Genomic DNA, 25,815 nt, shown 5'->3' on the forward strand with positions numbered 1-25,815 from the left:
TACTCAAAGTTCAATCATTTAATATAAATTTTCATTGTAAACTTAAACTATTTGATGTTCATGCTTATCCTTAATTGATAGTCTTATAAATTATTTAAGTTGTAAATCTGTTTTTCTTAATTCAGAAATTATTTCTGCTGTATCATAGCAATTAGTAGCAATATTTGAATATCTTTCAGCTAAACGATAAGCGTTGATGTATAATTCAAGACTTTCTTTAGCGATATCTTCTGCATCTTCAGATTTAGATGGATTAGATTTTACCACTAATTCTGCAAACTTCTCTGGATCAATATTAATTGACATGTAAATTTTACAACTCCTATTACTTTTGATAAACCTATCTTAACATATGTTGTATACATGCTAAAGAAAATAGATATCAAATTTAAAAAGAGTATGAATATCCTCTTTTATTATAGACCTATATGAATTAAACTATTTTTATGAGAGGATGAACATTCAATGAGGATATTATTTATTGGAGATATCGTAGGTAAAGTTGGAAGAAATGCGATTGCTGAATATTTACCTAAAATAAAAAAATCATATAGACCTACTGTAAGTATCGTTAATGCTGAAAATGCAGCGCACGGTAAGGGTCTAACTGAAAAGTTATATAAACAATTATTAAGAGATGGCGTTGATTTCATGACGATGGGTAATCATACATACGGCCAACGTGAAATTTATGACTTTATTGATGATGCAAACAGAATGGTAAGACCCGCTAATTTTCCAAGTGAAGCACCTGGTGTAGGCATGAGATTTATTCAAATTAATGATATTAAATTAGCAATTATTAATTTGCAAGGCCGTTCATTTATGCAAGATATCGACGACCCTTTTAAAAAAGCTGATCAACTTATTGAAGAGGCTAAAAAAGAGACTAATTTTATATTTGTTGATTTTCATGCAGAAACGACATCAGAAAAAAATGCAATGGGATGGTATTTAGATGGTAGAGTAAGTGCGGTAGTTGGTACGCATACACACATTCAGACTTCAGATGAACGTGTACTACCGAATGGCACAGGGTATATTACTGATGTTGGTATGACAGGATATTACGATGGTATATTAGGTATTAATCGTGATGAAGTAATAGAGAGATTTATCACAAGCTTACCACAGCGTCATGTTGTGCCGGATGATGGAAGAAGTGTTCTATCTGGTGTTATTATAGATTTAGATAAAGATGGAAAAACAAAGCAAATTGAAAGAATTTTAATTAATGATGATCATCCATTTAATAAATAATTTAAAAGAAATTTATAGATGAATGAATATAGTCCATTAGTATGAATTTAAATAATTGCCACTGTTGTCATAGTAAGACGGTGGTTATTTTTGTTATGATTTATTATGAATTAATTCCACAGGAGGCATATGATATGAAATCACAAATATCATGGAAAGTGGGCGGACAACAAGGTGAAGGTATCGAATCGACTGGAGAAATCTTTGCCACAGCAATGAACCGTAAAGGTTATTATTTATATGGATATAGACATTTCTCAAGTCGTATAAAAGGTGGACATACTAATAACAAAATTAGAGTATCTACTGCACCTGTACATGCAATCAGTGATGATTTAGACATTCTAGTGGCTTTTGATCAAGAAACGATTGAATTGAATCATCATGAAATGCGTGAAGATAGCATTATTATTGCTGATGCAAAAGTTAAACCGACAAAACCTGAACAATGTCGTGCTCAACTTATTGAATTACCTTTTACTAGCACAGCTAAAGAATTAGGTACTGCATTAATGAAAAACATGGTTGCTATAGGAGCAACATGTGCAATCATGGATTTAGATACTGCAACATTTGAAACCCTTATAACTAATATGTTTACTAAAAAAGGTGAAAAAGTTGTAGAAATGAACATTGAAGCTCTAAATCAAGGTTATACATTGATGAAAGAACAATTAAATGATTTACAAGGAGACTTCAAACTACAAACGACTGAAGAGAATCCACACTTATATATGATTGGTAATGATGCTATTGGATTAGGTGCGATTTCAGCTGGTTCTCGTTTCATGGCTGCTTATCCAATTACACCGGCATCTGAAATTATGGAATATATGATTGCAAACGTCCCAAAAGTAGGCGGTACCGTAGTACAAACTGAAGATGAAATTGCTGCAGCCAATATGGCAATTGGTGCTAATTATGCAGGTGTCAGAGCATTTACTGCTAGTGCTGGTCCAGGTTTATCACTTATGATGGAAGCCATAGGCCTATCAGGTATGACTGAAACACCTTTAGTCATTATTAATACTCAACGTGGTGGACCATCTACAGGTTTACCAACCAAGCAAGAACAATCAGATTTAATGCAAATGATTTATGGTACGCATGGAGATATACCTAAAATAGTAGTTGCTCCTACAGATGCTGAAGATGCATTCTATTTAACTGTTGAGGCTTTTAATTTAGCCGAAGAATATCAATGCCCAGTAATTATATTGAGTGACTTACAATTATCGTTAGGTAAACAAACAGTCGAACGCTTAGATTATAATAAAATTCAAATACATCGTGGCGAGTTATTACAATCTGATATTGAACGTGAAGAAGGCGATAAACAATACTTTAGAAGATATGCATTAACAGGAAATGGAATATCACCTAGACCAATTCCAGGCGTTAAAGGTGGCATACACCATGTAACTGGCGTTGAACATAATGAAGAAGGTAAACCGAGTGAAGTGGCTGAAAATAGACGTCAACAAATGGAAAAAAGAATGCGTAAAACATCAAATATACTAATTGAAAAGCCTGTTGAGTTAGATGAGCATCATGAAGAAGCGGATATTCTATTTATAGGATTCATATCTAGTAAAGGTGCAATTCAAGAAGGCGCAGAAAGACTAAATGCTCAAGGTATAAAAGTAAATACAATGCAGATTCGACAACTACATCCTATGCCGAAAGATGTCATTCAAGCAGCTATCGATAAAGCATCTAGAGTTATTGTTGTTGAACATAATTATCAAGGTCAACTTTCAAATATCCTTAAAATGAATACAACTATTCAAAATAAATTAATAAATCAAACTAAGTATGATGGAACACCTTTCTTACCTCATGAAATTGAATCTAAAGGACAAAAAGTAGTAAGCGAAAGTAAGGAGTTGGTATAATTGGCTACATTTAAAGATTTTCGAAATAATGTGAAGCCAAATTGGTGCCCCGGTTGTGGTGATTTCTCAGTTCAAGCAGCTATTCAAAAGGCGGCAGCTAATGTAGGGTTAGAGCCAGAGGAAGTAGCAATTATTACTGGTATAGGTTGTTCAGGACGACTATCTGGTTACATTAATTCATACGGTGTACATGGCATACATGGACGTGCTTTACCATTAGCGCAAGGTGTTAAAATGGCTAACAAGGATTTAACAGTTATTGCTTCTGGTGGTGATGGCGATGGATACGCTATTGGTATGGGTCATACCATACACGCATTAAGACGAAATATGAATATGACTTATATTGTTATGGATAATCAAATTTATGGCTTAACTAAAGGTCAAACGTCGCCTTCATCTGCAGTAGGTTTTGTTACTAAATCTACCCCTAAAGGTAATATCGAGAAGAATGTTGCACCACTCGAATTAGCTTTATCATCAGGCGCTACATTTGTAGCACAAGGCTTTTCTAGTGATATTAAAGCATTAACTAAACTAATTGAGGATGCGATTAACCATGATGGTTTTTCTTTTGTAAATGTCTTTTCACCATGTGTAACATACAACAAAGTAAATACATATGATTGGTTTAAAGAACATTTAACTAGTTTAGAAGATATCGAAGGCTATGATACTTCAGATAAACAATTAGCAATGAAGACTGTTCTAGATCATGAATCACTAGTTAAAGGTATTGTATATCAAGATACTGAAACACCATCATATGAGTCTCAAATTGAAGAATTAAATGAAAGTGCATTATCTAAACGCGATATTCATATAACAGAAGAAGATTTTAATAACTTAACTGCTCAATTTGTATAGAAATTGTATGAGCTCACTTTAAAACGCCTTAAGTTTTGAAGTGAGTTTTTTTATAACTTTAGATTTTTTTATGGAAAATAATAACACCATAGCTTAATGATGTATAGAAAATATTAAAATATTTTAGTTTAAGTAATCATTGTTAAAAATCATTTAAATACTTATTAGAATTTATAAAATGGGAAAGAATAATAATAACATTATACTTAAGAGAGGTTTTTACAATGGATAAATATCATTCTATGAAAGAATTACAAAATGAGACAATTGAGAATGAGGATTGGGAGATAATTACTGAAGATAGAGATAGTGACGTAACGATTTTGGCAATACATGGTGGTGGAATTGAACCAGCCACTTCTGAAATTGCTAGGGTCATTGCTAATGAAGGGCAATTTAATTATTTCGCCTTTAACGGTATTCGAACAAAAGGAAACAATGAATTGCATGTGACATCTATAAACTATGATAATGATATCGCAATGAACTTTGTAAAATCTAGTGAACGTGCTGTGACAATTCATGGATGTCTTGGTGAAGAAGACGTTGCTTATATCGGTGGTAAAGATAATCAATTAAAAGAGCGTATTGCTAATGAATTAAATCAAATAGGTGTAGAAGTTAAAGAAGCACCGAGTCACATGTCTGGTGTTCAAGATGATAATATAGTTAATTGCACCAAAAATGAAGTTGGGGTACAAATAGAATTAACATCTAGTTTAAGAAAGTCTTTATTTAAAAATAATAAGTTTAATCGTAAAAGTAGAATGGATGAATCAAATTGGGATGATAAAATGTATGATTTTGGCCAAGCAATTAACTCGGCAATTAATTAAGGAAAGTTAAATAAAGGCGTGGTAAAATTAAGGTAATAATATTGAATGAGGTGATTGTTGATGCAAGACACATTAATGAGTATTCAAATCGTTCCGAAAACGCCAAACAATGAAGACGTTATACCTTATGTAGATGAGGCAATAAAAATTATTGATGATTCTGGATTGCATTTTAGAGTTGGCCCGCTTGAGACCACAGTTCAAGGTGATATGAGCGAGTGCTTAATTTTAATCCAAAAATTGCATGAACGAATGGTTGAATTAGAATGTCCGAGTATTATAAGTCAAGTTAAGTTCTACCATGTACCAGCTGGCATCACAATTGAAACGTTAACAGGAAAATATGATAACGAGTAAGTAAAGGTTAAATGAAATAAGCCTAAGACATAAATCTGTGTCTTAGGCTATATTTTTTATAATGGCAGTAGTTGACTGATCTAAAAACACCTATAACAAGCTTTTTTAATGCTAGTCAATCTTGCTTTGCTAAGATTATATCTAAATAAATATTGTAAAAATATTATTTCTATCCCACCCCATTCCACTTTTTAAATGACAAATTTATTAACTATTTCAACTCTTTTTGCACTTTATTATTAATTTTAATATAATGAACTAATGATATAAGGGCATATAGAAAGGAATTTTTTAAAGTGAACGAAGAACAAAGAAAAGCTGGTACGATAAATATCCTTGATGAACGCGATAGAAAAGTAGAAAAAGATTATAGTAAATATTTCGAAAAAATTTATCAACCACCTAGTTTAAAAGAAGCACGTAAACGTGGAAAACAAGATATAAATTATAATCGTGACTTTCATATAGAAGACAAGTTTGAAGGGATGGGCAAAGGTCGCACATTCTTAATAAAAACATATGGCTGCCAAATGAATGCACATGATACTGAGGTAATGGCAGGAATATTACAAGCCTTAGGATATACTGCCACAGAAGATATCAACGAAGCGGACGTTATTTTGATAAATACATGTGCGATTCGTGAAAACGCTGAAAATAAAGTGTTTAGTGAAATTGGTAACTTAAAACATTTAAAAAAGAATAGACCAGAAGCATTAATTGGTGTATGTGGATGTATGTCACAAGAAGAGTCAGTAGTAAATAAAATACTTAAATCATACCAAAATGTGGATATGATTTTTGGAACTCATAATATTCACAAATTACCTGAAATTTTAGAAGAAGCATACCTATCTAAAGCAATGGTTGTCGAAGTTTGGTCTAAAGAAGGCGACATTATTGAAAACCTTCCTAAAGTACGTGAAGGTAGTACAAAAGCATGGGTTAATATTATGTATGGCTGTAATAAATTCTGTACATATTGCATTGTACCCTTTACTAGAGGTAAAGAACGCAGTCGTAGACCAGAAGATATTATTGAAGAAGTTCGCGGTTTAGCGAGAGATGGTTATAAAGAAATAACTTTGCTTGGTCAAAATGTAAACTCATATGGTAAAGATATTAAGGATTTAGAGTATGGATTAGGAGATTTATTAGAAGATATTTCCAAAATTGATATTCCAAGAGTACGTTTTACTACTAGTCACCCATGGGATTTTACAGATAGAATGATTGAAGTAATAGCTAAAGGTGGCAATATTGTACCTCATATCCATCTACCCGTGCAATCAGGAAATAATGCTGTATTGAAAATTATGGGACGTAAATATACAAGAGAAAGTTATTTAGATCTAGTTAATAGAATAAAAAAATCAATACCTAATGTAGCTTTAACTACTGATATCATTGTTGGATATCCAAACGAAACTGAAGAACAATTTGAAGAGACACTATCACTATATGACGAAGTTCAATTTGAGCACGCTTATACGTATTTATACTCTCAAAGGGATGGTACACCTGCCGCAAAAATGAAAGATAATGTACCTGAAGACGTTAAAAAAGAACGATTACAACGTTTAAATAAAAAAGTAGGACATTATTCAGAAAAAGCCATGAATCAATATGAAGGCAAAACTGTAACTGTTCTATGTGAAGGTTCAAGTAAAAAAGATGATACAGTTTTAGCAGGTTATACCGAAAAGAACAAGTTAGTTAACTTTAAAGGTCCACGTGAGGCAATCGGTAAGTTAGTAAATGTTGAAATTGATGAAACAAAACAATATTCATTAAATGGTACATTCAAAGAATTTAACGATGCACCATTGGTGACAAATTAAATGTATAGTAAAGATGATATTTTAAAACAAGCCGATCAACTCACGAGTAAAATTCAAAATTTAGATCTTATAAAATCTTATCAAAATATAGAGAAACAAATTCATGAAAATCATAATATTGAAAGTAAAATGAATCGCTTAAAAAAACAACAAAAGCAATCTGTTAATTTTCAAAATTATGGGAAACAACATGCTTATCAACAATCAGAAAATGAAATTGAAGCGCTAGAACATGAAATTAATGAATTACCAATAGTGGAAGAATTTCGTTCTGCTCAGTATGAAGCAAATGATTTATTACAACTAATGATAAGCACAATGGAAGATCGTTTGAATGAACATAATGAAGATGAACATAAGGATTAATGGAAGAAAGGGATAAGCACTATGAACAATAGAAAATTGACACTTACTGCACTGTTAATTGCCACTAATGTTGTATTAAGCAGTATTATTATCATACCCTTAGGTCCTGTCAAAGCAGCACCTGTTCAACATTTCATCAATGTGTTATGTGCAGTATTTGTAGGGCCATGGTACGGTTTAGCCCAAGCATTAATTTCATCAATCATAAGAAATTTATTTGGTACTGGTAGTTTTTTTGCATTTCCTGGAAGTATGATTGGCGTGCTATTGGCTAGTGTATTCTATATGTATAGAAAACATATCTTTATGGCTGCTGTTGGTGAAGTAATTGGTACAGGCATTATAGGAAGTCTTTTATGCATACCAATGGCGTGGGTTTTAGGTATGCAAGATTTCTTCGTCAAACCCTTAATGATAGCATTTATTATTTCAAGTTTTATCGGAGCTGCTATTAGTTATTTCTTACTTATAATGTTGAAAAAAAGAGGTTTACTAGATAGATTTAAAAAATAATAATTTGGAAATAAGAGATTGATTTAGTTGATTTGAGATTATCATTCCAAAATAAAGTACAGTCGTTTATGAAACGTATGTGTTCTATATTTTGTTGTGATAATCTTTTTTATTTGTAAATTAAGATGAATCATTTTTTAACTAAACTCTAAAAAATAAATAACATCAATAAAATGAACTCACGAGCGTTGTAACATTTCATATGTTAAAATATATGAGTTAAAAGCATGTAATAAATCGGAAAAAATTAGTAAGGTTGTGAAAATATGTCTAACACGACACCGATGATGCAACAATATTTAAAAATTAAATCGCAATATCAAGATTGCTTATTATTCTTCAGATTAGGCGATTTTTATGAAATGTTTTTTGAAGATGCTAAAGAAGCGTCAAGGGTATTAGAAATTACATTAACTAAAAGAGATGCTAAAAAAGAGAATCCAATACCTATGTGTGGCGTTCCGTATCATTCCGCTAATAGCTATATTGAAACATTGATAAATAATGGTTATAAAGTAGCAATTTGTGAACAAATGGAAGATCCTAAACAAACTAAAGGTATGGTAAAACGTGAAGTAGTTAGAGTTGTAACACCTGGAACAGTCATGGAACAAGGTGGTATGGATGAAAATCAAAATAACTACATTTTAAGTTTCATTAAACAAGATAGTAACTACGCCCTTAGCTATTGTGATATTTCTACAGGAGAGTTAAAAGCCACTCAAATTGAAGATCAAGATACATTGATTAATGAAATTGTAACTATTAATCCTAATGAAATCGTTGTTAACCAAGAAATTGATGAAAATCTTAAAAAGCAAATCTATTTAACTACAGAAACTATAACAATTAGAGAATCTATTTCCGATGCAAGCTATGAAGTGAATCAATTAACTAATAATCATATGTATCTAGCAACACAACTATTACTCGATTATGTTTATCATACTCAAAAACGAGATTTGTCTCACTTAGAAACTGCAATAACGTATGCTGCAGTGGATTTTATGAAGATGGACTACTATGCTAAAAGAAATTTAGAATTAACCGAAAGTATTAGATTAAAATCTAAAAAAGGAACACTTTTATGGTTAATGGATGAAACTAAAACGCCGATGGGAGCACGTCGCCTTAAGCAATGGATAGACAGACCATTAATCAATAAAGAAAGAATTGAAGAAAGACTAAGTGTAGTAGAATCATTCATGAATCACTTTATTGAGAGAGACACATTACGAGGATATTTAAATCAAGTATATGATATAGAAAGACTTGTTGGCCGTGTCAGTTATGGCAATGTCAATGCGCGTGATTTAATTCAACTTAAACATTCAATTTCAGAGATACCTAATATTAAATCTTTACTTGAAAGTATGAATGACGTAGCATCATATCAATTTAGTTCCCTTGAACCATTAGAAGACTTATTACAAGTGTTAGAAGATAGTTTAATCGAAGAACCGCCTATTTCCATTAAGGATGGTGGTCTATTTAAACAAGGCTTTAGTAAACAATTAGATGAATACTTAGAAGCTTCTAAAAATGGAAAAGATTGGTTAGCACAATTACAAGCTAAAGAAAGAGAGCGTACAGGTATTAAATCTCTTAAAATTAGTTTTAACAAAGTGTTTGGTTATTTTATAGAAATTACACGAGCAAATTTACAAGGATTTGAACCTAGTAAATTTGGCTATCATCGTAAACAAACATTGTCCAATGCCGAACGCTTCATTACAGATGAATTGAAAGAAAAAGAAGATATTATTTTAGGTGCAGAAGATAAAGCGGTAGATCTTGAATATCAACTATTTGTTCGCCTAAGAGAACACATTAAAACGTACACTGAAAGACTACAAAAACAGGCTAAAATCATTTCTGAACTTGACTGCCTACAAAGTTTTGCTGAAATTGCACAAAAATACAACTATGTTAAACCTGAATTTAGTGATAATAAAACGCTAAGCTTAGAGAACTCTCGCCATCCTGTTGTTGAACGTGTGATGGACTACAATGACTATGTACCTAATGACTGTAAATTAGATAAAGATAACTTTATATATCTAATAACTGGTCCTAACATGTCTGGTAAGTCAACTTACATGAGACAAGTAGCAATCATAAGCATCATGGCTCAAATGGGAGCTTATGTTCCTTGTGATAAAGCAGAATTACCAATATTTGATCAAATATTCACTCGTATAGGTGCTGCAGATGATTTAGTATCAGGAAAAAGTACATTTATGGTAGAGATGTTAGAAGCACAAAAAGCATTAACTTACGCAACAGAAGATAGTTTAATAATCTTCGATGAAATTGGTAGAGGAACTTCAACATATGATGGGCTAGCGTTAGCTCAAGCAATGATTGAATATGTTGCTCAAACATCTCATGCGAAAACTTTATTCTCAACACACTATCATGAACTTACGACTTTAGATCAAGAACTACCAAATCTTAAAAATGTTCATGTGGCTGCAGATGAATATCAAGGTGAATTAATCTTCTTACATAAAGTAAAAGATGGTGCTGTAGATGATAGTTATGGTATTCAAGTAGCGAAACTAGCTAACTTGCCAGATGAAGTTATTAACCGTGCACAAGTTATATTAGATGCTTTTGAACAAAGTCAAAAGGCTTCTGATAATGAAGAGTATTCTAACATTACTGTTCTTAAAGATTCAGCCTCAGTGGAAGGGTTTGCAGATGATGACGCACAAAATGCAAATAACAATGATAAAAAGTCTCAAACAACAAAGTATGCAAATGAGAATGAATTTGAGCAAGCGTCTTTCGATTTATTTGATTCAGAAACAATGACTAGTAAAATTGAGGAACAGATTAAAAATCTTAATATATCAAACATGACGCCTATTGAAGCATTACTAAAACTAAGTGAATTACAAAACCAATTGAGATAGAGGTGTTTGAAAATGGGCAAAATTAAAGAACTACAAACCTCTTTAGCTAATAAAATAGCAGCAGGCGAAGTAGTAGAGCGTCCAAGCTCAGTTGTGAAAGAATTGCTAGAAAATGCAATCGATGCTAAATCGACAGAAATTAATATTGAGGTAGAACAATCAGGTATATCCTCAATTAGAGTAGTAGATAATGGTACTGGAATAGAACAAGATGATTTAGATTTAGTGTTTCATAGACATGCCACGAGTAAATTAGATGACGATGACGATTTATTTCATATCAGAACGTTAGGATTTCGTGGAGAGGCATTAGCAAGTATATCTTCAGTTGCTAAAGTCACACTTAAAACTTGCACTGATAGAGAAAATGGATATGAAATCTATGCAGAAAACGGAGAGATTTTAAGTCGTAAACCTGCTAAAGCTAAAAAAGGTACAGATATTACTGTTTCATCACTTTTCTACAATACACCAGCTCGCTTAAAATATATTAAAAGCTTATACACAGAGTTAGGTAAAATTACAGATATTGTGAATCGGATGGCAATGAGTCATCCTGATATACGGATTTCATTAATATCTGATGGAAAAACGTTATTAAAAACGAATGGTTCAGGTAAAACAAATGAGGTTATGGCAGAGATTTATGGTATTAAAGTAGCTAAAGATTTAGTGCACATTCAAGGTGATACAAGCGATTATCACCTTGAGGGCTTTGTGGCTAAGCCAGAACACTCAAGAAGTAACAAACATTATATATCAATTTTTATAAATGGAAGATATATTAAAAATTTTGTACTAAATAAAGCTATTATTGAAGGTTATCATACATTACTGACAATAGGACGCTACCCGATATGTTATTTAAACATAGAAATGGATCCTATATTAGTAGATGTGAACGTCCATCCAACTAAATTAGAAGTCAGATTATCTAAGGAAGAGCAATTGTATCAATTAATAGTTGAGAAAATACGTTATGCATTCAAGGATAGAATTTTAATTCCACAGAACGATTTGGATAGAACGCCTAAAAAAAATAAAGTCTTAAATCAATTTGAACAACAAAAATTAGACTTTGAAAGAAGGCAGCGTAACTCTAATCAAGACAAAACAAATTCTCAATATTATGATATGAGTGAATCTGAAGTACAAAATCCAAATTTAGATAATAATGAGTTAATTAATGAAAGTACGGAAAGCTTCGTACATAATAATAAACGTTCAGATGACAAAGATTACTTCCAAATTCAAAAAGAAATTTTGAATGATTTAGACAAAGGTGATGCATCATCATTAAATGACGAATCTACAAACGATTCAGAAGAAGTTGTAACTGAACAAAACAATAGTGATGAAGCGTCATCGAAATCTTATCAAACATTATACAGTCAGCAAGATAATAATGATATTAAAGGTAAAGTGAGTAACACACCATCTCGACGCGTTCCATATATGGAAGTCGTAGGACAAGTGCATGGCACTTATATTATTGCTCAAAATGAGAATGGCATGTTTATGATAGATCAGCATGCTGCACAAGAACGTATCAAATATGAATATTTTAGAGAAAAAATTGGCGAAGTGACTAATGAAGTTCAAGATTTATTAATACCCCTAACATTCCACTTTTCAAAAGATGAACAAATGATTATTGATCAATATCAAGATGAATTAGACAAAGTGGGTGTTCATTTAGAGCACTTTGGCGGTCATGATTATATCGTTAATAGTTACCCAGTTTGGTTCCCAAAAGCTGAAGCTGAAGAAATTATTCAAGATATGGTTGAGTTAGTATTAAACGATAAAAAAGTAAATGTTAAAAAAATGCGTGAAGATGCTGCCATCATGATGAGTTGCAAAAAATCAATAAAAGCAAATCATTATTTAAAAAATAATGAAATGGCGGATTTGATAGATCAGTTACGTGAAGCAGAAGATCCATTCACTTGTCCTCATGGCAGACCTATAATTATCAATTTCTCAAATTATGAACTTGAAAAACTATTTAAACGTGTAATGTAGAGAGGAAAATGCCGCATGAAGGAATATGTTTTACCAGCGATACGCAACATGAAAGATTTAGAGAAATTAATAAAAACAGATTATAAGATGTGCGTATTATTAGATATGCATATCGGTCATTTGAAAAGTGTTATGGCTTTGCTTAAAGCGAATCAAATTGAAACTTATATTCATATTGATTTAATTAAAGGAATGGCTGTCGATGAATTTGCTTGTGAGTATATAATTCAAACTTATAATCCTAAAGGGATCGTTTCTACCAAATCTAAAGTAATTCAGAAGGCTAAATCGTTAAATAAGTTAACGATTTTTAGGGTGTTTATTATAGACAGCCAAGCATTAAGTAGAAGCATCAACTTAATTAAGAAGGTTGAACCAGATTTCGTTGAAGTATTACCTGGGATTGCACATAAAATAGTTAAAATTATTGATGAAGAAACCCCTTCAAAAGTTATAGCAGGTGGTTTAATTAATGAAGAAAGTGAAATTGTTCAAGCACTTGATAGCGGGGCAAGTTACGTTACAACAAGCAATCGTTTATTATGGTAGATATCATCGTAAACAATTTTGCTGTAATTTAAAATCTTAAAAAAACGATCATAACAATTTTTCAAACAATTTAAATGTGACAAATTTTTAACAAAAGTATTGACAACGCTTACAAACTTTTTGTATTATTTAAACAAGTTAATATTAGATTAAGAGACGAAGAGATTTCTGCAATGCCTTTATTAGCGCTTTTGTAGGAATCTTTTTGTCTTATAGGAGGATTCGTCATGAATGTATATTTAGCAGAATTTATTGGTACTGCTATTCTTATCCTTTTCGGTGGTGGCGTTTGTGCCAACGTCAATTTAAAGCGAAGTGCTGGACAGGATTCTGATTGGATAGTAATTGCAGCAGGTTGGGGATTAGCCGTGTCAATGGGCGCTTACGCAGTTGGTAAATTTTCAGGTGCACATTTAAATCCAGCGGTTTCAATTGCTTTAGCGATGGATGGAAGTTTTAGTTGGGCTCAAGTACCTGGCTATATTATCTGTCAAATGCTTGGAGGTATCTTTGGCGGTGTATTAGTTTGGTTAATGTATTTACCACATTGGAAGGCAACTGAAGATCAGGGTGCAAAGTTAGGTGTATTCTCTACAGCACCTGCTATTAAGAATTATTTTGCAAACTTTTTAAGTGAGATTATTGGTACAGCAATCTTATGTTTAGGTATCTTATTTATCGGTGTAAATAAAATTGCAGATGGAATGAATCCACTTATTGTTGGTGGCTTAATCGTGGCTATTGGCTTAAGCTTAGGTGGTCCGACTGGATATGCAATTAATCCAGCACGTGATTTAGGACCAAGAATCGCTCATGCTATATTACCAATTGCAGGTAAAGGTGGTTCTAATTGGGGATACGCGATAGTACCTGTATTAGGACCTATAGCTGGAGGTATGCTTGGAGCAGTTATTTATAAAGTATTTTATAAAGGTCAATTTGATTTAATTTGTGCGGTAGGTATTTTACTAGTAATAGCAACATTAGTATTAGGTTTAGTTTTAAACAAATCTAATAAATCAAATGATATTGAGTCTATTTATTAATTTAATAAATATCTTAAATTAGTGGTTAATTTTTTTGGAAAAGTGCTATACATATAGTACACTTCCTTATTATTCAAAATTAAAAAATAAATGTTTTTATTCACATATCAGAAAGGGAGAAAATTTATGGAAAAATACATCATGTCGATTGACCAAGGAACAACAAGTTCAAGAGCCATTCTATTTGATAAAGAAGGCGATATTAAAGGTGTTGCACAAAGAGAATTTAAGCAATACTTCCCTAAATCAGGTTGGGTAGAGCACGATGCTAATGAAATTTGGACTTCAGTATTAGCAGTTATGACTGAAGTATTAAATGAAAATGAAATTAATGCTGACCAAATTGAGGGTATTGGAATTACCAACCAACGTGAAACTACAGTTATTTGGGATAAAAATACTGGACGTCCAATATACCATGCAATTGTTTGGCAATCCCGTCAAACACAATCAATTTGTCATGAATTAAAGGAACAAGGTCATGAAGAAACATTCCGCAATAAAACTGGATTATTGTTAGATCCTTACTTCGCTGGTACAAAAGTTAAATGGATTCTTGATAATGTTGATGGAGCTAGAGAAAAAGCTGAAAATGGTGATTTATTATTCGGTACAATTGATACATGGCTAGTTTGGAAGTTATCTGGTGGAGAAGCACATATTACAGATTATTCAAATGCTAGTCGTACTTTAATGTATAATATTTACGATTTAAAATGGGATGATGAGCTACTTGATTTATTAAATGTACCTAAACAATTATTACCGGAAGTTAAAGAATCTAGTGAAATTTACGCTCACACTAAAGATTATCATTTCTTCGGTCAAGAGGTACCGATTTCAGGTATTGCTGGTGACCAACAAGCAGCACTATTTGGACAAGCTTGTTTCGAACGTGGAGATGTTAAAAATACTTATGGTACAGGCGGCTTTATGTTAATGAATACTGGTGAAGCCCCAGTTAAATCTGAAAGTGGGTTGTTAACTACTATTGCATACGGCTTAGACGGTAAAGTCAATTATGCACTTGAGGGTTCTATCTTTGTTTCAGGTTCAGCAATTCAATGGTTACGTGATGGATTAAGAATTATAAATTCTGCACCTCAATCAGAGAATTATGCTACACGTGTTGATTCTACAGATAATGTTTACTTCGTACCAGCATTTGTAGGATTAGGTACACCTTATTGGGATTCAGAAGCTAGAGGTGCTATATTTGGTTTAAGTCGCGGTACTGAAAAAGAACACTTTATTCGTGCGACTTTAGAATCTTTATGCTATCAAACTCGTGATGTTATGGAAGCTATGTCTAAAGACTCTAAGATTGAAGTGAACAATTTACGTGTTGACGGTGGCGCAGTTAAAAATAACTTTATCATGCAATTCCAAGCTGATATTGTAAATACTGCTGTAGAACGCCCTGAAATACAAGAAACGACAGCATTAGGTGCAGCTTATTTAGCAGGATTAGCTGTTGGTTTCTGGGATAGTAAAGATGAAATAGCAAATAGATGGCAATTAGAAACAGAATTTACACCACAGATGTCTGAAGAAGACAGAACTAAGTTGTATAAAGGTTGGAAAAAAGCAGTTGAAGCTACTCAGGTCTTTAAATTGGAAGATTAATCTCTAAACATGGCTTAGTTTATTGAAGTGTGATATGATTAAATTAAGTTAATACATCAGTCGAGATTTGAGAGACCTGTTACATACAGTTTGATTCTGTATGGATAGGTCTCTCTTTTTCGCATAAATAAAATATCGGAGGGGTATATTTATGGCTTTATCAACATTAAATAGAGAAGTGATTAAGAAAAATTTACAAAATGAAGAATACGATGTCGTTATTATAGGTGGCGGTATTACAGGTGCAGGTATTGCATTAGATGCGTCTCAACGAGGAATGAAAGTAGCTTTAGTAGAAATGCAAGATTTTGCTCAAGGTACAAGTTCTCGTTCTACTAAACTTGTTCACGGTGGTTTAAGATATTTAAAACAAGCTCAAATCAAAGTTGTAGCTGAAACGGGTAAAGAACGTGCGATTGTTTATGAAAATGGCCCTCATGTAACTACTCCTGAATGGATGTTATTACCAATGCACAAAGGCGGAACGTTTGGTAAATTCACAACTAATTTAGGTTTAACTGCTTATGATCGTTTAGCAGGCGTAAAAAAATATGAACGCAAGAAAATGTTAAGCAAAAAACAAACATTAAATAAAGAGCCATTGGTAAAAAAAGATGGACTTAAAGGTGGCGGTTATTACGTTGAATACCGTACTGATGATGCACGTTTAACAATTGAAGTTATGAAACGTGCTGAAGAAAATGGTGCAGAGATTTTAAATCACACGAAATCTACAGATTTCATTTACGATTCTAAATCAAAAGTAAGAGGTATTGAAGTTCAAGATCAACTTACTGGTGAAATGTATGAAATTAACGCTAAAAAAGTTATTAATGCAGCAGGCCCTTGGGTAGATGAAGTTCGTAAAAAAGATTATACACGTAACAATAAACAATTACGTTTAACTAAAGGTGTCCATGTAGTCATTGATCAATCTAAGTTTCCATTAAGACAAGCTGTTTATTTTGACACTGAAAAAGATGGTCGAATGATCTTTGCAATTCCACGTGAAGGTAAAGCATACGTTGGAACTACAGATACTTTCTATGATAATGACAAAACAAAACCTTTAACAACACAGGAAGATAGAGATTATCTAATTGATGCGATTAACTATATGTTCCCAGATGTTAATGTGAAAGATGAAGATATCGAATCAACTTGGGCAGGAGTTAGACCTTTAATTTTAGAAGATGGAAAAGACCCTTCTGAAATTTCACGTAAAGATGAAATTTGGGAAGGTAAATCAGGCTTATTAACAATCGCTGGTGGTAAATTAACAGGTTATCGTCATATGGCGCTTGAAATCGTAGATTTATTAGCTAAGCGCTTGAAACAAGAATATAAATTGACATTTGCTGAATGTAAAACAAAACATACACCAATTTCTGGTGGTGATGTAGGTGGTAGCGCTAACTTTGAAAGTTTCGTGGAACGCAAAGTTGAAGAAGGTAAAGCGATTGGACTTCAAGCCGAAGTTGCCAAACGTTTAGCTTCTAAATATGGTTCTAACGTAGATAAACTATTTAACATCGCACAAATTGCACAAGACAAAGATTTAAATTTACCATTAGAATTGTACGTTGAGTTAGTATATAGTGTACAAAATGAAATGGTGTTTAAACCAACTGATTTCTTAATTCGCAGATCTGGTAAACTTTATTTCAATATGAATGAAGTTAAACAATATAAAGATGCAGTTGTTGAAGAACTTGCTAAATTACTAAATTATACACAAAGTCAACAAAACGAATTTACTAAAGAAATTAATGTTGCAATTGAAGAAGCAACTCGTGGAAATGAACAACTTGCAGTATTAAAATAAATTTAGTATTTATGTTTTGAAATTTAACATTTTTGATTAAATTCAAATATGATACTGCTAACTAACTAGTAAATTAATTTTAAACTTCAAATTCGCAGTTAATATCTGAACTGAGGGAGCTTAAATATGAAGCTCATCTCAGTTCATTTTTTATAAAATAAAGTAATTTTATGTTATAAAGCTTTAGTTGTTAAAATGAGTCTAACAATTTGATAACATTAAGAATGAAAGGTATATTAAAAAGAATATAAGCTTTAAGGATTAAGTTATAATTTCACAAGGAGGCATATGCGTGAGTCAACAATCATTCAAAATTACCGTTGAAGACGGCACTATGATTGAAGTAAAAGTAGATAAGGCTAAGATTGCAACATTTGGTGTCGTCCATATTTTTCACGGTATGGCTGAGCATATGGATCGATATGAAGCACTTGTGCAAGCTTTAACACATCAAGGATATGATGTTATTCGACATAATCATCGAGGGCATGGTATTGATATTGATGAAAACGAAAGAGGTCATTACGATGAAATGAATATCATTGCACAAGATGCATATGAAATAGCTCAAACACTTCACGGTTCAGATAACAATATTCCATATATCGTTTTGGGACATTCAATGGGCTCAATTATTGCGCGTTTATTTGTAGAGAAATATCCAGATATTGCGCAAGGTTTAATTCTCACTGGTACTGGTCAATATCCAAAATATAAAGGGATTCCAGCCATCATCGTTTTAAAATTAATAACTTTAATTTTTGGGAAGCGCAGTTGCCTAGAATGGGTAAATCAATTTGTTTATAAATCGTTTAATAAAAAGATAGACCAACCTGAAACAAGTAGTGATTGGCTATCATCTAAACGCGATGAAATTAAAAAATTTGTTAAGGATGATTACACTGGTTTCTTAGTGTCAAACCAATTAATTTACCAAACCGTTAAGAATATGATACGTACAGCTAATAATAATCAACTTAAAAAAATGAATGAACTATTACCAATACTTCTAATTTCTGGTAAGGATGATCCATTTGGAGATTATGGGAAAGGTATACGTAAATTAGGAAAGAAATTCAAACGTGCTGGAATAAATCATATAACAGTCCAACTATATGCTAATAGAAGACATGAAATTTTATTTGAAGATGAAAAAGAAATGATTTGGAGTCATATGTTTGAATGGATCCAAAAACAAGTGTTAAAGAAAAAAATAAAGTGAGGGATAACTATTGAGTAACGTCAATAAACCGTTTTTAGTAGTTATAGTAGGTCCAACTGCATCAGGTAAAACAGAGTTAAGTATTGAACTTGCTAAACAAATTAACGGTGAAATCATTAGTGGGGATTCCATGCAAGTTTATAAACAAATGGACATTGGTACAGCTAAAGTTACTAATGAAGAGATGGATGGAATTCCTCATTATATGATTGATATTTTAAATCCAGATGACTCATTTTCTGTGTACGATTTCAAATTACGAGCTCAAGCACTAATAGAAGATATAACTTCAAGAGGAAAGATACCGATCATAGCAGGAGGAACAGGGTTATATATACAATCGTTAATATATGATTATCCTTTTGATGATGAGACAGTTTCAAAAGAAGTTGAACAGAAAACACAGTTACAATTACAAAAATTAGAACAATTAACTAATCAAGAAGTGCATGATTATTTAGCTACATTTGATCCACAATCTGCTAAAGACATACATCCAAATAATAGAAAAAGAGTGCTTAGAGCGATTGAATATTACTTAAATACAAAAAAACTTATAAGTTCTCGCAAGAAAGTACAACAATTTACAGAAAATTATGATACATTATTAATAGGGATTGAAATGTCGCGCAAAACATTATATTCAAGAATAAATAAACGTGTAGATATTATGTTGGGCCACGGATTATTTAATGAAGTGAAGAATCTAGTAGAACAGGGTTATGAATCTACTCAAAGTATGCAAGCAATTGGTTATAAAGAGCTGGTACCTGTTGTGAATGGTGAGTCATCAATAGACCAAGCAGTTGAAACGTTAAAACAACATTCTAGACAATATGCTAAGCGACAATTGACATGGTTCAAGAATAAATTGACTGTTCAATGGTTTAATAGAGAGACAATGCCACTTCAAATGATGTTAGATGAGATTACAACCCAAATAAATAAAAGGAGTTCTAAACATGATTGCAAACCACAACATCCAAGATCAAGCACTAGATAACTTTAAATCACAACAAACAGAAGTTACAGTTTTCTTTTTAAACGGCTTTCAAATGAAAGGTGTTATTGAAGACTTTGACAAATATGTTGTAAGTTTAGTTTCTCAAGGTAAACAACATTTGATATACAAACATGCGATCAGCACATTTACTGTAGAGACTGAAATTTCAGATTCTGAAGAATCAGTAAATAGTGAAGAATAAGTTGTAATTAAAGTGCAACGTTGCAAGTTCTTAAGAGCGTAGACAACGGTCTTAATGAAAGTGTAACTTGTAATAAACTCATCAAATTTTAGCACTTTTGACAAATAGAGGAATGTTTGTAATATAAAAAGCTTCATTATAGAGTTGCTATTTCACTCTATAATGAAGCTTTTTATTGTATTAAAACAATATCTATAATAATTTTTCAATATCTTTTTCGATTTGTGCTGGTTTCTTTTGAGGTGAGAAACGGCTTACAACGTTACCATCACGATCAACTAAGAATTTAGTGAAGTTCCATTTGATTTTTTCACTTAACATTCCTTTAGCTGCATCAGTTAAGTAGCGGAATAAAGGATGTTGATTTTCACCTTTGACATCTACTTTTTCATGGATAGGGAAAGTCACACCGTAATTAATTTTACAGTTTTGATTAGCTTCTGCACCTGAACCAGGTTCTTGGCCACCAAATTGATTACATGGAAAACCTAATATCACAAAACCTTGGTCTTTGTATTTTTCATACAATGCTTGTAAGCCTTCAAATTGTGGCGTGAAACCACATTCACTAGCAGTATTAACGATTAGCATTACTTTGCCTTTGTATTCTTCTAATTTATAATCTTCACCATTGGACTTTTGTACAACAAAATCATATATATTTTCCATAGTATCACCCTTTCGATATAAGTTTAATGTAACATAATTTTAGTGGATAGTCTTTGCATAGACACTATGATAGAATATTTGAGAAACATATAAGAAGGAGATGTATAACATGACTCAGCAAATTACTCATGAAACAAAGAAAAAATTGGAAACTGCTGTATTAGTCGGTGTACATGCTCAAAATGATAACGAATTTAATTTTGATTCAACGATGGAAGAATTAGAAGCTCTATCTTTAACTTGTCAGCTAGATGTTAAAGGACAAGTTACTCAAAATAGAGAACAAGTCGATCATAAATATTACGTTGGTAAAGGTAAGATTGATGAACTTAAAGCTTTTATTGAATTCCATGATATAGACGTCGTAGTAACGAATGATGAGTTAACTACCGCTCAATCAAAAACATTAAATGATAATTTGGGCATTAAAATTATCGATAGAACACAATTGATTTTAGAAATATTTGCCTTAAGAGCTAGCAGTCGCGAAGGTAAATTACAAGTCGAATTAGCGCAATTAGATTATTTATTGCCAAGACTTCAAGGACATGGTAAGAGTTTATCAAGACTAGGTGGTGGCATAGGTACACGTGGTCCTGGTGAAACGAAGTTAGAAATGGACAGACGTCATATTCGAACACGTATGAATGAAATTAAACATCAATTAAAAACTGTAGTGGAACACAGGGAACGTTATCGTAGCAAACGTGAACAAAATCAAGTCTTTCAGATTGCACTCGTTGGTTATACGAATGCGGGGAAATCGTCATGGTTTAATGTATTATCTGGCGAAGGAACCTTTGAAAAAGATTTACTCTTTGCAACATTAGATCCTAAAACACGTCAAATTCAAATAAATGATGGATTTAATTTAATTATTTCAGATACTGTAGGTTTCATTCAAAAGTTACCAACGACCTTGATTGCCGCCTTCAAATCAACTTTAGAAGAAGCAAAAGGTGCAGATTTATTATTACATGTTGTTGACGCAAGCCATCCAGAATACCGTTCTCAATATGATACAGTAAATCAATTGATTAATGATTTAGATATGAATCAAATACCACAAGCGGTTATATTTAATAAGAAGGATCAATGTGGTGATAGTGATGATAAACCATTACCTGCGTCTACATCCATCTTTGTCTCTAGCCGTGATGAAGAAGATAAATTAAAAGTAAAGGCATTTTTAATAGATCAAGTTAAATCAACACTGAGTTTCTATGAAGAGATTGTCCCTAGTACAAACGCAGATAGACTTTATTTCTTAAAGCAGCATACACTCATAGAAGAAATGAATTTTGATGCTGAAAATGAAACTTACGTCATTACTGGATATAAAAAATGATAAAAGGAAGTATATGAAAATGTCAGATATTACATCAATGGTTAAAGACGTAGAGAAGACGTTGGTACCATATTTTAAAGAAATAGAAGAAATTGCATATAGTAATCAGGAAAAAGTTCTGAATGCTTTTCATTACGTTAAAGCTACCGAGAGTGATTTAGTTGGAAGTACAGGATATGGATATGATGATTTTGGTCGGGACCATTTGGAAGAAATCTATGCACATACTTTTAAAGCTGAAGATGCTATTGTGCGCCCGCAAATCATTTCTGGTACACATGCGATTACTCTAGCACTTCAAAGTACACTTAAATACGGAGATGAATTATTATATATTACTGGAAGTCCATATGATACGTTGCTTGAAGTTATAGGGGTAAATGGAAATGGCATTGAAAGCTTGAAAGAACACGGTGTCGAATTTAAAGAAGTCCCTTTAAAAGATGGACAAATAGATATAAATACTACAATTGAAACCATTTCAAACAAAACAAAAGTAGTGGCAATTCAACGTTCCAAAGGATACGACCAAAGACCTTCAATCACTATTGACGAAATTGAATCAGCTATTCATGCAATTAAAAAACAATATCCGAACGTCACTGTTTTTGTAGATAACTGTTATGGAGAATTTGTCGAGGAACGTGAACCTATTGAAGTTGGTGCAGATCTGATAGCAGGTTCACTAATCAAGAACCCAGGCGGTGGTCTAGCTAAGATTGGTGGTTATATAGCCGGACGTAAAGATTTAATCGAACGTTGTGGTTATCGATTAACAGCTCCTGGTATCGGTAAAGAGGCCGGCGCTTCTTTATATTCATTACAAGAAATGTATCAAGGATTCTTCCTAGCACCACACGTAGTTAGTCAAAGTTTGAAAGGTGCATTATTTACAAGCTTACTCCTTGAAAAAATGAAAATGAAAACAGTTCCTAAATATAATGTTAAACGTACTGATTTAATACAAACTGTCCAATTTGATACTAAAGAACAAATGATAGCATTTTGCCAAAGTATTCAACATGCTTCACCAATTAATGCTCATTTTAGTCCAGAACCAAGCTATATGCCTGGTTATGAAGATGATGTCATTATGGCAGCCGGTACTTTTGTTCAAGGGTCTTCAATTGAATTGTCTGCAGATGGACCTATTAGACCACCGTATGAAGCTTATGTACAAGGCGGATTAACATATGAACATGTTAAATTAGCTGTTACACGTGCAGTTACTTATTTAAAAGAACAAAACTTGATATAGAAAAATGTATCCCTACTTGAATTGAGTAGGGATTTTTTGAAAAATTTATAATTCAATATAAATTACCTGGTATAAAAGACCTTGTAATTACAATTAAATATAGCTTTTGAAATCACATGTAAGAAAACCTGACATATTTTTGTAATACGCTTTAAACTATGCTAAATTAGTATCAAGTTCAAAAGTAGAGGTGAGGTTATTAATGTCTAACGATAAAATCAGACGTAATATGGCCGTGTTCTCTATGAGTGTTGTTTGTAAATTAACAGAACTTACTGCAAGACAAATCCGCTACTATGAAACACATGAACTTGTCATGCCCGAGCGTACAGAAGGAAATAAGCGATTATTCTCGTTAAATGATTTAGAACGTCTCCTCGAAATTAAATCTTTGATTGAGAAGGGATTTAACCTTAAAGGAATTAAACAAATCATAACTAATAATCAAGGGCATTTAACATCAGATGAGCAAGAGATTAGAAAAAGAATGATTGTAGACGCAACGCAGAAACCACCTGGTGAAGCTTTGCCAATAAATCGTGGCGATTTATCACGGTTTATTAAATAAATTTTTGGAGGATTTCTACCATGCCTAAACGTACATTTAGTAAAGATGACATTCGTAAATTTGCAAAAGAAGAAAACGTAAGATATCTAAGATTACAATTCACTGATATCTTAGGCACAATTAAAAATGTTGAAGTTCCAGTAAGCCAATTAGAAAAAGTGTTAGATAATGAAATGATGTTTGATGGTTCTTCAATCGAAGGTTTCGTACGTATCGAAGAATCTGACATGTATTTATGCCCAGATTTAGATACTTGGGTTATCTTCCCATGGACTGCCGGTCAAGGTAAAGTAGCTCGTTTAATTTGTGATGTTTATACTACTGACGGTGAACCATTTGCTGGTGATCCACGTAACAACCTAAAACGTGTGTTGAAAGAAATGGAAGATATGGGCTATACAGATTTCAACTTAGGGCCTGAACCAGAGTTCTTCTTATTCAAATTAGATGAAAAAGGTGAACCAACATTAGAATTAAATGATAATGGTGGTTACTTCGACTTAGCACCAACTGACTTAGGTGAAAATTGTCGTCGTGACATCGTCCTTGAATTAGAAGATATGGGCTTTGATATCGAAGCAAGTCACCATGAAGTAGCACCAGGTCAACACGAAATTGACTTCAAATATGCAGATGCAATTTCAGCATGTGACAACATTCAAACATTTAAATTAGTTGTTAAAACAATTGCACGTAAACATAATTTACATGCGACATTTATGCCAAAACCATTATTTGGTGTAAATGGAAGTGGTATGCACTTCAACGTATCTTTATTCAAAGGGAAAGAAAATGCATTCTTTGATCCAAACGGTAAAGACCAATTAACTGAAGATGCTTATCACTTTACTGCGGGCATCTTAAATAATGCACGTGGATTTACAGCAGTATGTAACCCATTAGTTAATTCATATAAGCGTTTAGTACCTGGTTACGAAGCGCCATGTTACATTGCTTGGAGTGGTAAAAACCGTTCTCCATTAGTACGTGTACCTACTTCAAGAGGTTTATCAACTCGTATTGAAGTACGTTCAGTTGACCCAGCTGCTAACCCTTACATGGCATTAGCAACAATCCTACAAGCTGGTTTGGATGGTATTAAGAACAAAACTAAAGTCCCAGAACCAGTCAACCAAAATATTTATGAAATGAACCGTGAAGAACGTGAAGCTGTAGGTATCCAAGATTTACCTTCAACACTTTACACTGCATTAAAAGCTATGCGCGAAAATGACACAGTTAAAAAAGCGTTAGGTAATCACATTTACAACCAATTTATTAACTCTAAATCAATTGAATGGGATTATTATAGAACTCAAGTGTCTGAATGGGAACGCGATCAATACATGAAACAATACTAATCGCTAAGCAAAAAGGGGAAAGACTTAGGGATACAAGGAGTTAAGGCACTTGCCTTAGCTTCTTTTTTATGTTTGAAAAGTTAAATTTACTTGACCATTTTTGTGAAGAAATTAAAATTGGTCAAATTTTGGTCAAGTACACTTTAAAATACATTCTTAATATACTTCTCAAAATTTTCTTTAGCATCATCATTCATTGTTTGTTAAATGACTATACTTTTTAGGGTCTATAATAAATTGGACTGATGACTAAAAACCAT

The 25,815-nt window shown here is 32.5% G+C and carries 23 protein-coding genes; 21 read left to right on the forward strand and 2 right to left on the reverse strand.

The genetic code is table 11. The features are described from left to right. Positions 1–90: 90 nt before the first annotated feature. The gene (locus HMPREF2715_RS02535; RefSeq protein ID WP_037537291.1) at positions 91–306 is read right to left on the reverse strand and encodes a hypothetical protein; all 216 of its coding nucleotides are present in this window, start codon (positions 304–306) and stop codon (positions 91–93) included. A 159-nt stretch (positions 307–465) separates the two neighbouring features. Between HMPREF2715_RS02535 and HMPREF2715_RS02540 the strand changes: the two genes are divergently transcribed. The 17 genes from HMPREF2715_RS02540 to hfq all read left to right on the forward strand — a co-directional run bounded on the left by HMPREF2715_RS02540 (position 466) and on the right by hfq (position 20,351). Further along, on the forward strand, positions 466–1,260 hold the full coding sequence (locus HMPREF2715_RS02540) for a TIGR00282 family metallophosphoesterase (RefSeq protein WP_070442348.1): 795 nt from the start codon (positions 466–468) through the stop codon (positions 1,258–1,260). A gap of 134 nt (positions 1,261–1,394) precedes the next feature. Continuing rightward, the gene (locus HMPREF2715_RS02545; protein WP_070442351.1) at positions 1,395–3,155 is read left to right on the forward strand and encodes a 2-oxoacid:acceptor oxidoreductase subunit alpha; all 1,761 of its coding nucleotides are present in this window, start codon (positions 1,395–1,397) and stop codon (positions 3,153–3,155) included. Further along, entirely contained in the window at positions 3,156–4,022 is an 867-nt protein-coding gene (locus HMPREF2715_RS02550; RefSeq protein WP_037537287.1) for a 2-oxoacid:ferredoxin oxidoreductase subunit beta, read from the forward strand. It begins immediately after the preceding gene. A gap of 224 nt (positions 4,023–4,246) precedes the next feature. After that, positions 4,247–4,858 carry a poly-gamma-glutamate hydrolase family protein gene (locus tag HMPREF2715_RS02555; protein ID WP_070442354.1) on the forward strand — a complete coding sequence of 204 codons (612 nt, stop codon included), beginning with the start codon at positions 4,247–4,249 and terminating at the stop codon, positions 4,856–4,858. Positions 4,859–4,918: 60 nt separating this feature from the next. Further along, positions 4,919–5,215 (forward strand): thiamine-binding protein, encoded by a 297-nt coding sequence (locus tag HMPREF2715_RS02560; protein ID WP_011275907.1) that lies wholly within the window; start codon positions 4,919–4,921, stop codon positions 5,213–5,215. Between the two features lie 296 nt (positions 5,216–5,511). Beyond that, entirely contained in the window at positions 5,512–7,056 is a 1,545-nt protein-coding gene (miaB, locus tag HMPREF2715_RS02565; RefSeq protein WP_070839267.1) for a tRNA (N6-isopentenyl adenosine(37)-C2)-methylthiotransferase MiaB, read from the forward strand. Continuing rightward, entirely contained in the window at positions 7,057–7,422 is a 366-nt protein-coding gene (locus HMPREF2715_RS02570; RefSeq protein ID WP_070442360.1) for a YlbF/YmcA family competence regulator, read from the forward strand. It abuts the gene before it with no gap. 21 nt (positions 7,423–7,443) lie between these two features. Further along, positions 7,444–7,935, forward strand: coding sequence for an energy coupling factor transporter S component ThiW (gene thiW, locus HMPREF2715_RS02575; protein WP_011275904.1), 492 nt, complete (start codon positions 7,444–7,446; stop codon positions 7,933–7,935). Between the two features lie 266 nt (positions 7,936–8,201). Next, complete coding sequence (gene mutS / locus HMPREF2715_RS02580; RefSeq protein WP_070581169.1) at positions 8,202–10,853, forward strand: DNA mismatch repair protein MutS; 2,652 nt, start codon at positions 8,202–8,204, stop codon at positions 10,851–10,853. Positions 10,854–10,865: 12 nt separating this feature from the next. Further along, positions 10,866–12,878: a DNA mismatch repair endonuclease MutL gene (gene mutL, locus HMPREF2715_RS02585; protein ID WP_070439954.1), complete on the forward strand. Its 2,013-nt coding sequence runs from the start codon at positions 10,866–10,868 to the stop codon at positions 12,876–12,878. 15 nt (positions 12,879–12,893) lie between these two features. Continuing rightward, positions 12,894–13,427, forward strand: coding sequence for a glycerol-3-phosphate responsive antiterminator (locus HMPREF2715_RS02590; protein ID WP_037558038.1), 534 nt, complete (start codon positions 12,894–12,896; stop codon positions 13,425–13,427). A gap of 227 nt (positions 13,428–13,654) precedes the next feature. Continuing rightward, positions 13,655–14,473: an MIP/aquaporin family protein gene (locus HMPREF2715_RS02595; protein ID WP_011275900.1), complete on the forward strand. Its 819-nt coding sequence runs from the start codon at positions 13,655–13,657 to the stop codon at positions 14,471–14,473. A 126-nt stretch (positions 14,474–14,599) separates the two neighbouring features. Further along, the gene (gene glpK / locus HMPREF2715_RS02600) at positions 14,600–16,099 is read left to right on the forward strand and encodes a glycerol kinase GlpK (protein WP_070439950.1); all 1,500 of its coding nucleotides are present in this window, start codon (positions 14,600–14,602) and stop codon (positions 16,097–16,099) included. A 151-nt stretch (positions 16,100–16,250) separates the two neighbouring features. After that, positions 16,251–17,924 carry a glycerol-3-phosphate dehydrogenase/oxidase gene (locus HMPREF2715_RS02605; RefSeq protein WP_070678548.1) on the forward strand — a complete coding sequence of 558 codons (1,674 nt, stop codon included), beginning with the start codon at positions 16,251–16,253 and terminating at the stop codon, positions 17,922–17,924. Between the two features lie 292 nt (positions 17,925–18,216). Next, the gene (locus HMPREF2715_RS02610) at positions 18,217–19,146 is read left to right on the forward strand and encodes an alpha/beta fold hydrolase (protein WP_070439946.1); all 930 of its coding nucleotides are present in this window, start codon (positions 18,217–18,219) and stop codon (positions 19,144–19,146) included. Between the two features lie 10 nt (positions 19,147–19,156). Continuing rightward, complete coding sequence (gene miaA / locus HMPREF2715_RS02615) at positions 19,157–20,149, forward strand: tRNA (adenosine(37)-N6)-dimethylallyltransferase MiaA (RefSeq protein ID WP_070581171.1); 993 nt, start codon at positions 19,157–19,159, stop codon at positions 20,147–20,149. Beyond that, the gene (gene hfq, locus HMPREF2715_RS02620; RefSeq protein WP_070439942.1) at positions 20,109–20,351 is read left to right on the forward strand and encodes an RNA chaperone Hfq; all 243 of its coding nucleotides are present in this window, start codon (positions 20,109–20,111) and stop codon (positions 20,349–20,351) included. The genes miaA and hfq overlap by 41 nt, the downstream gene beginning before the upstream one ends. Before the next feature lie 192 nt (positions 20,352–20,543). Here hfq and HMPREF2715_RS02625 read toward each other — a convergent pair whose 3' ends face one another. Beyond that, positions 20,544–21,020, reverse strand: a complete 477-nt coding sequence (locus tag HMPREF2715_RS02625; protein WP_033079986.1) for a glutathione peroxidase — start codon at positions 21,018–21,020, stop codon at positions 20,544–20,546. A gap of 109 nt (positions 21,021–21,129) precedes the next feature. Between HMPREF2715_RS02625 and hflX the strand changes: the two genes are divergently transcribed. The 4 genes from hflX (at position 21,130) to glnA (ending at position 25,555) form a co-directional block, all read left to right on the forward strand. Beyond that, a complete protein-coding gene (hflX, locus tag HMPREF2715_RS02630) occupies positions 21,130–22,368 on the forward strand; it encodes a GTPase HflX (protein ID WP_070581172.1) in 1,239 nt (412 codons plus the stop codon). A gap of 19 nt (positions 22,369–22,387) precedes the next feature. After that, positions 22,388–23,626, forward strand: a complete 1,239-nt coding sequence (locus HMPREF2715_RS02635) for a methionine gamma-lyase family protein (RefSeq protein WP_070439937.1) — start codon at positions 22,388–22,390, stop codon at positions 23,624–23,626. A gap of 202 nt (positions 23,627–23,828) precedes the next feature. Next, the gene (locus HMPREF2715_RS02640; RefSeq protein ID WP_011275891.1) at positions 23,829–24,194 is read left to right on the forward strand and encodes a MerR family transcriptional regulator; all 366 of its coding nucleotides are present in this window, start codon (positions 23,829–23,831) and stop codon (positions 24,192–24,194) included. Positions 24,195–24,214: 20 nt separating this feature from the next. After that, entirely contained in the window at positions 24,215–25,555 is a 1,341-nt protein-coding gene (gene glnA / locus HMPREF2715_RS02645; RefSeq protein ID WP_070439935.1) for a type I glutamate--ammonia ligase, read from the forward strand. Positions 25,556–25,815: the final 260 nt, after the last annotated feature.

This window comes from Staphylococcus sp. HMSC062A01 (assembly GCF_001836805.1).
GTDB classification, from domain to species: domain Bacteria; phylum Bacillota; class Bacilli; order Staphylococcales; family Staphylococcaceae; genus Staphylococcus; species Staphylococcus haemolyticus.

Coding starts and splice junctions, on each gene's coding strand:
- HMPREF2715_RS02635 (WP_070439937.1), top strand. CDS start 22,388: ATGTCAGATATTACATCAATGGTTAAAGACGTAGAGAAGACGTTGGTA.
- HMPREF2715_RS02560 (WP_011275907.1), top strand. CDS start 4,919: ATGCAAGACACATTAATGAGTATTCAAATCGTTCCGAAAACGCCAAAC.
- HMPREF2715_RS02595 (WP_011275900.1), top strand. CDS start 13,655: ATGAATGTATATTTAGCAGAATTTATTGGTACTGCTATTCTTATCCTT.
- glnA (WP_070439935.1), top strand. CDS start 24,215: ATGCCTAAACGTACATTTAGTAAAGATGACATTCGTAAATTTGCAAAA.
- HMPREF2715_RS02535 (WP_037537291.1), bottom strand. CDS start 306: ATGTCAATTAATATTGATCCAGAGAAGTTTGCAGAATTAGTGGTAAAA.
- hfq (WP_070439942.1), top strand. CDS start 20,109: ATGATTGCAAACCACAACATCCAAGATCAAGCACTAGATAACTTTAAA.
- thiW (WP_011275904.1), top strand. CDS start 7,444: ATGAACAATAGAAAATTGACACTTACTGCACTGTTAATTGCCACTAAT.
- HMPREF2715_RS02625 (WP_033079986.1), bottom strand. CDS start 21,020: ATGGAAAATATATATGATTTTGTTGTACAAAAGTCCAATGGTGAAGAT.
- HMPREF2715_RS02590 (WP_037558038.1), top strand. CDS start 12,894: ATGAAGGAATATGTTTTACCAGCGATACGCAACATGAAAGATTTAGAG.
- HMPREF2715_RS02540 (WP_070442348.1), top strand. CDS start 466: ATGAGGATATTATTTATTGGAGATATCGTAGGTAAAGTTGGAAGAAAT.
- glpK (WP_070439950.1), top strand. CDS start 14,600: ATGGAAAAATACATCATGTCGATTGACCAAGGAACAACAAGTTCAAGA.
- HMPREF2715_RS02640 (WP_011275891.1), top strand. CDS start 23,829: ATGTCTAACGATAAAATCAGACGTAATATGGCCGTGTTCTCTATGAGT.
- HMPREF2715_RS02545 (WP_070442351.1), top strand. CDS start 1,395: ATGAAATCACAAATATCATGGAAAGTGGGCGGACAACAAGGTGAAGGT.
- mutL (WP_070439954.1), top strand. CDS start 10,866: ATGGGCAAAATTAAAGAACTACAAACCTCTTTAGCTAATAAAATAGCA.
- HMPREF2715_RS02555 (WP_070442354.1), top strand. CDS start 4,247: ATGGATAAATATCATTCTATGAAAGAATTACAAAATGAGACAATTGAG.
- HMPREF2715_RS02605 (WP_070678548.1), top strand. CDS start 16,251: ATGGCTTTATCAACATTAAATAGAGAAGTGATTAAGAAAAATTTACAA.
- hflX (WP_070581172.1), top strand. CDS start 21,130: ATGACTCAGCAAATTACTCATGAAACAAAGAAAAAATTGGAAACTGCT.
- mutS (WP_070581169.1), top strand. CDS start 8,202: ATGTCTAACACGACACCGATGATGCAACAATATTTAAAAATTAAATCG.
- HMPREF2715_RS02570 (WP_070442360.1), top strand. CDS start 7,057: ATGTATAGTAAAGATGATATTTTAAAACAAGCCGATCAACTCACGAGT.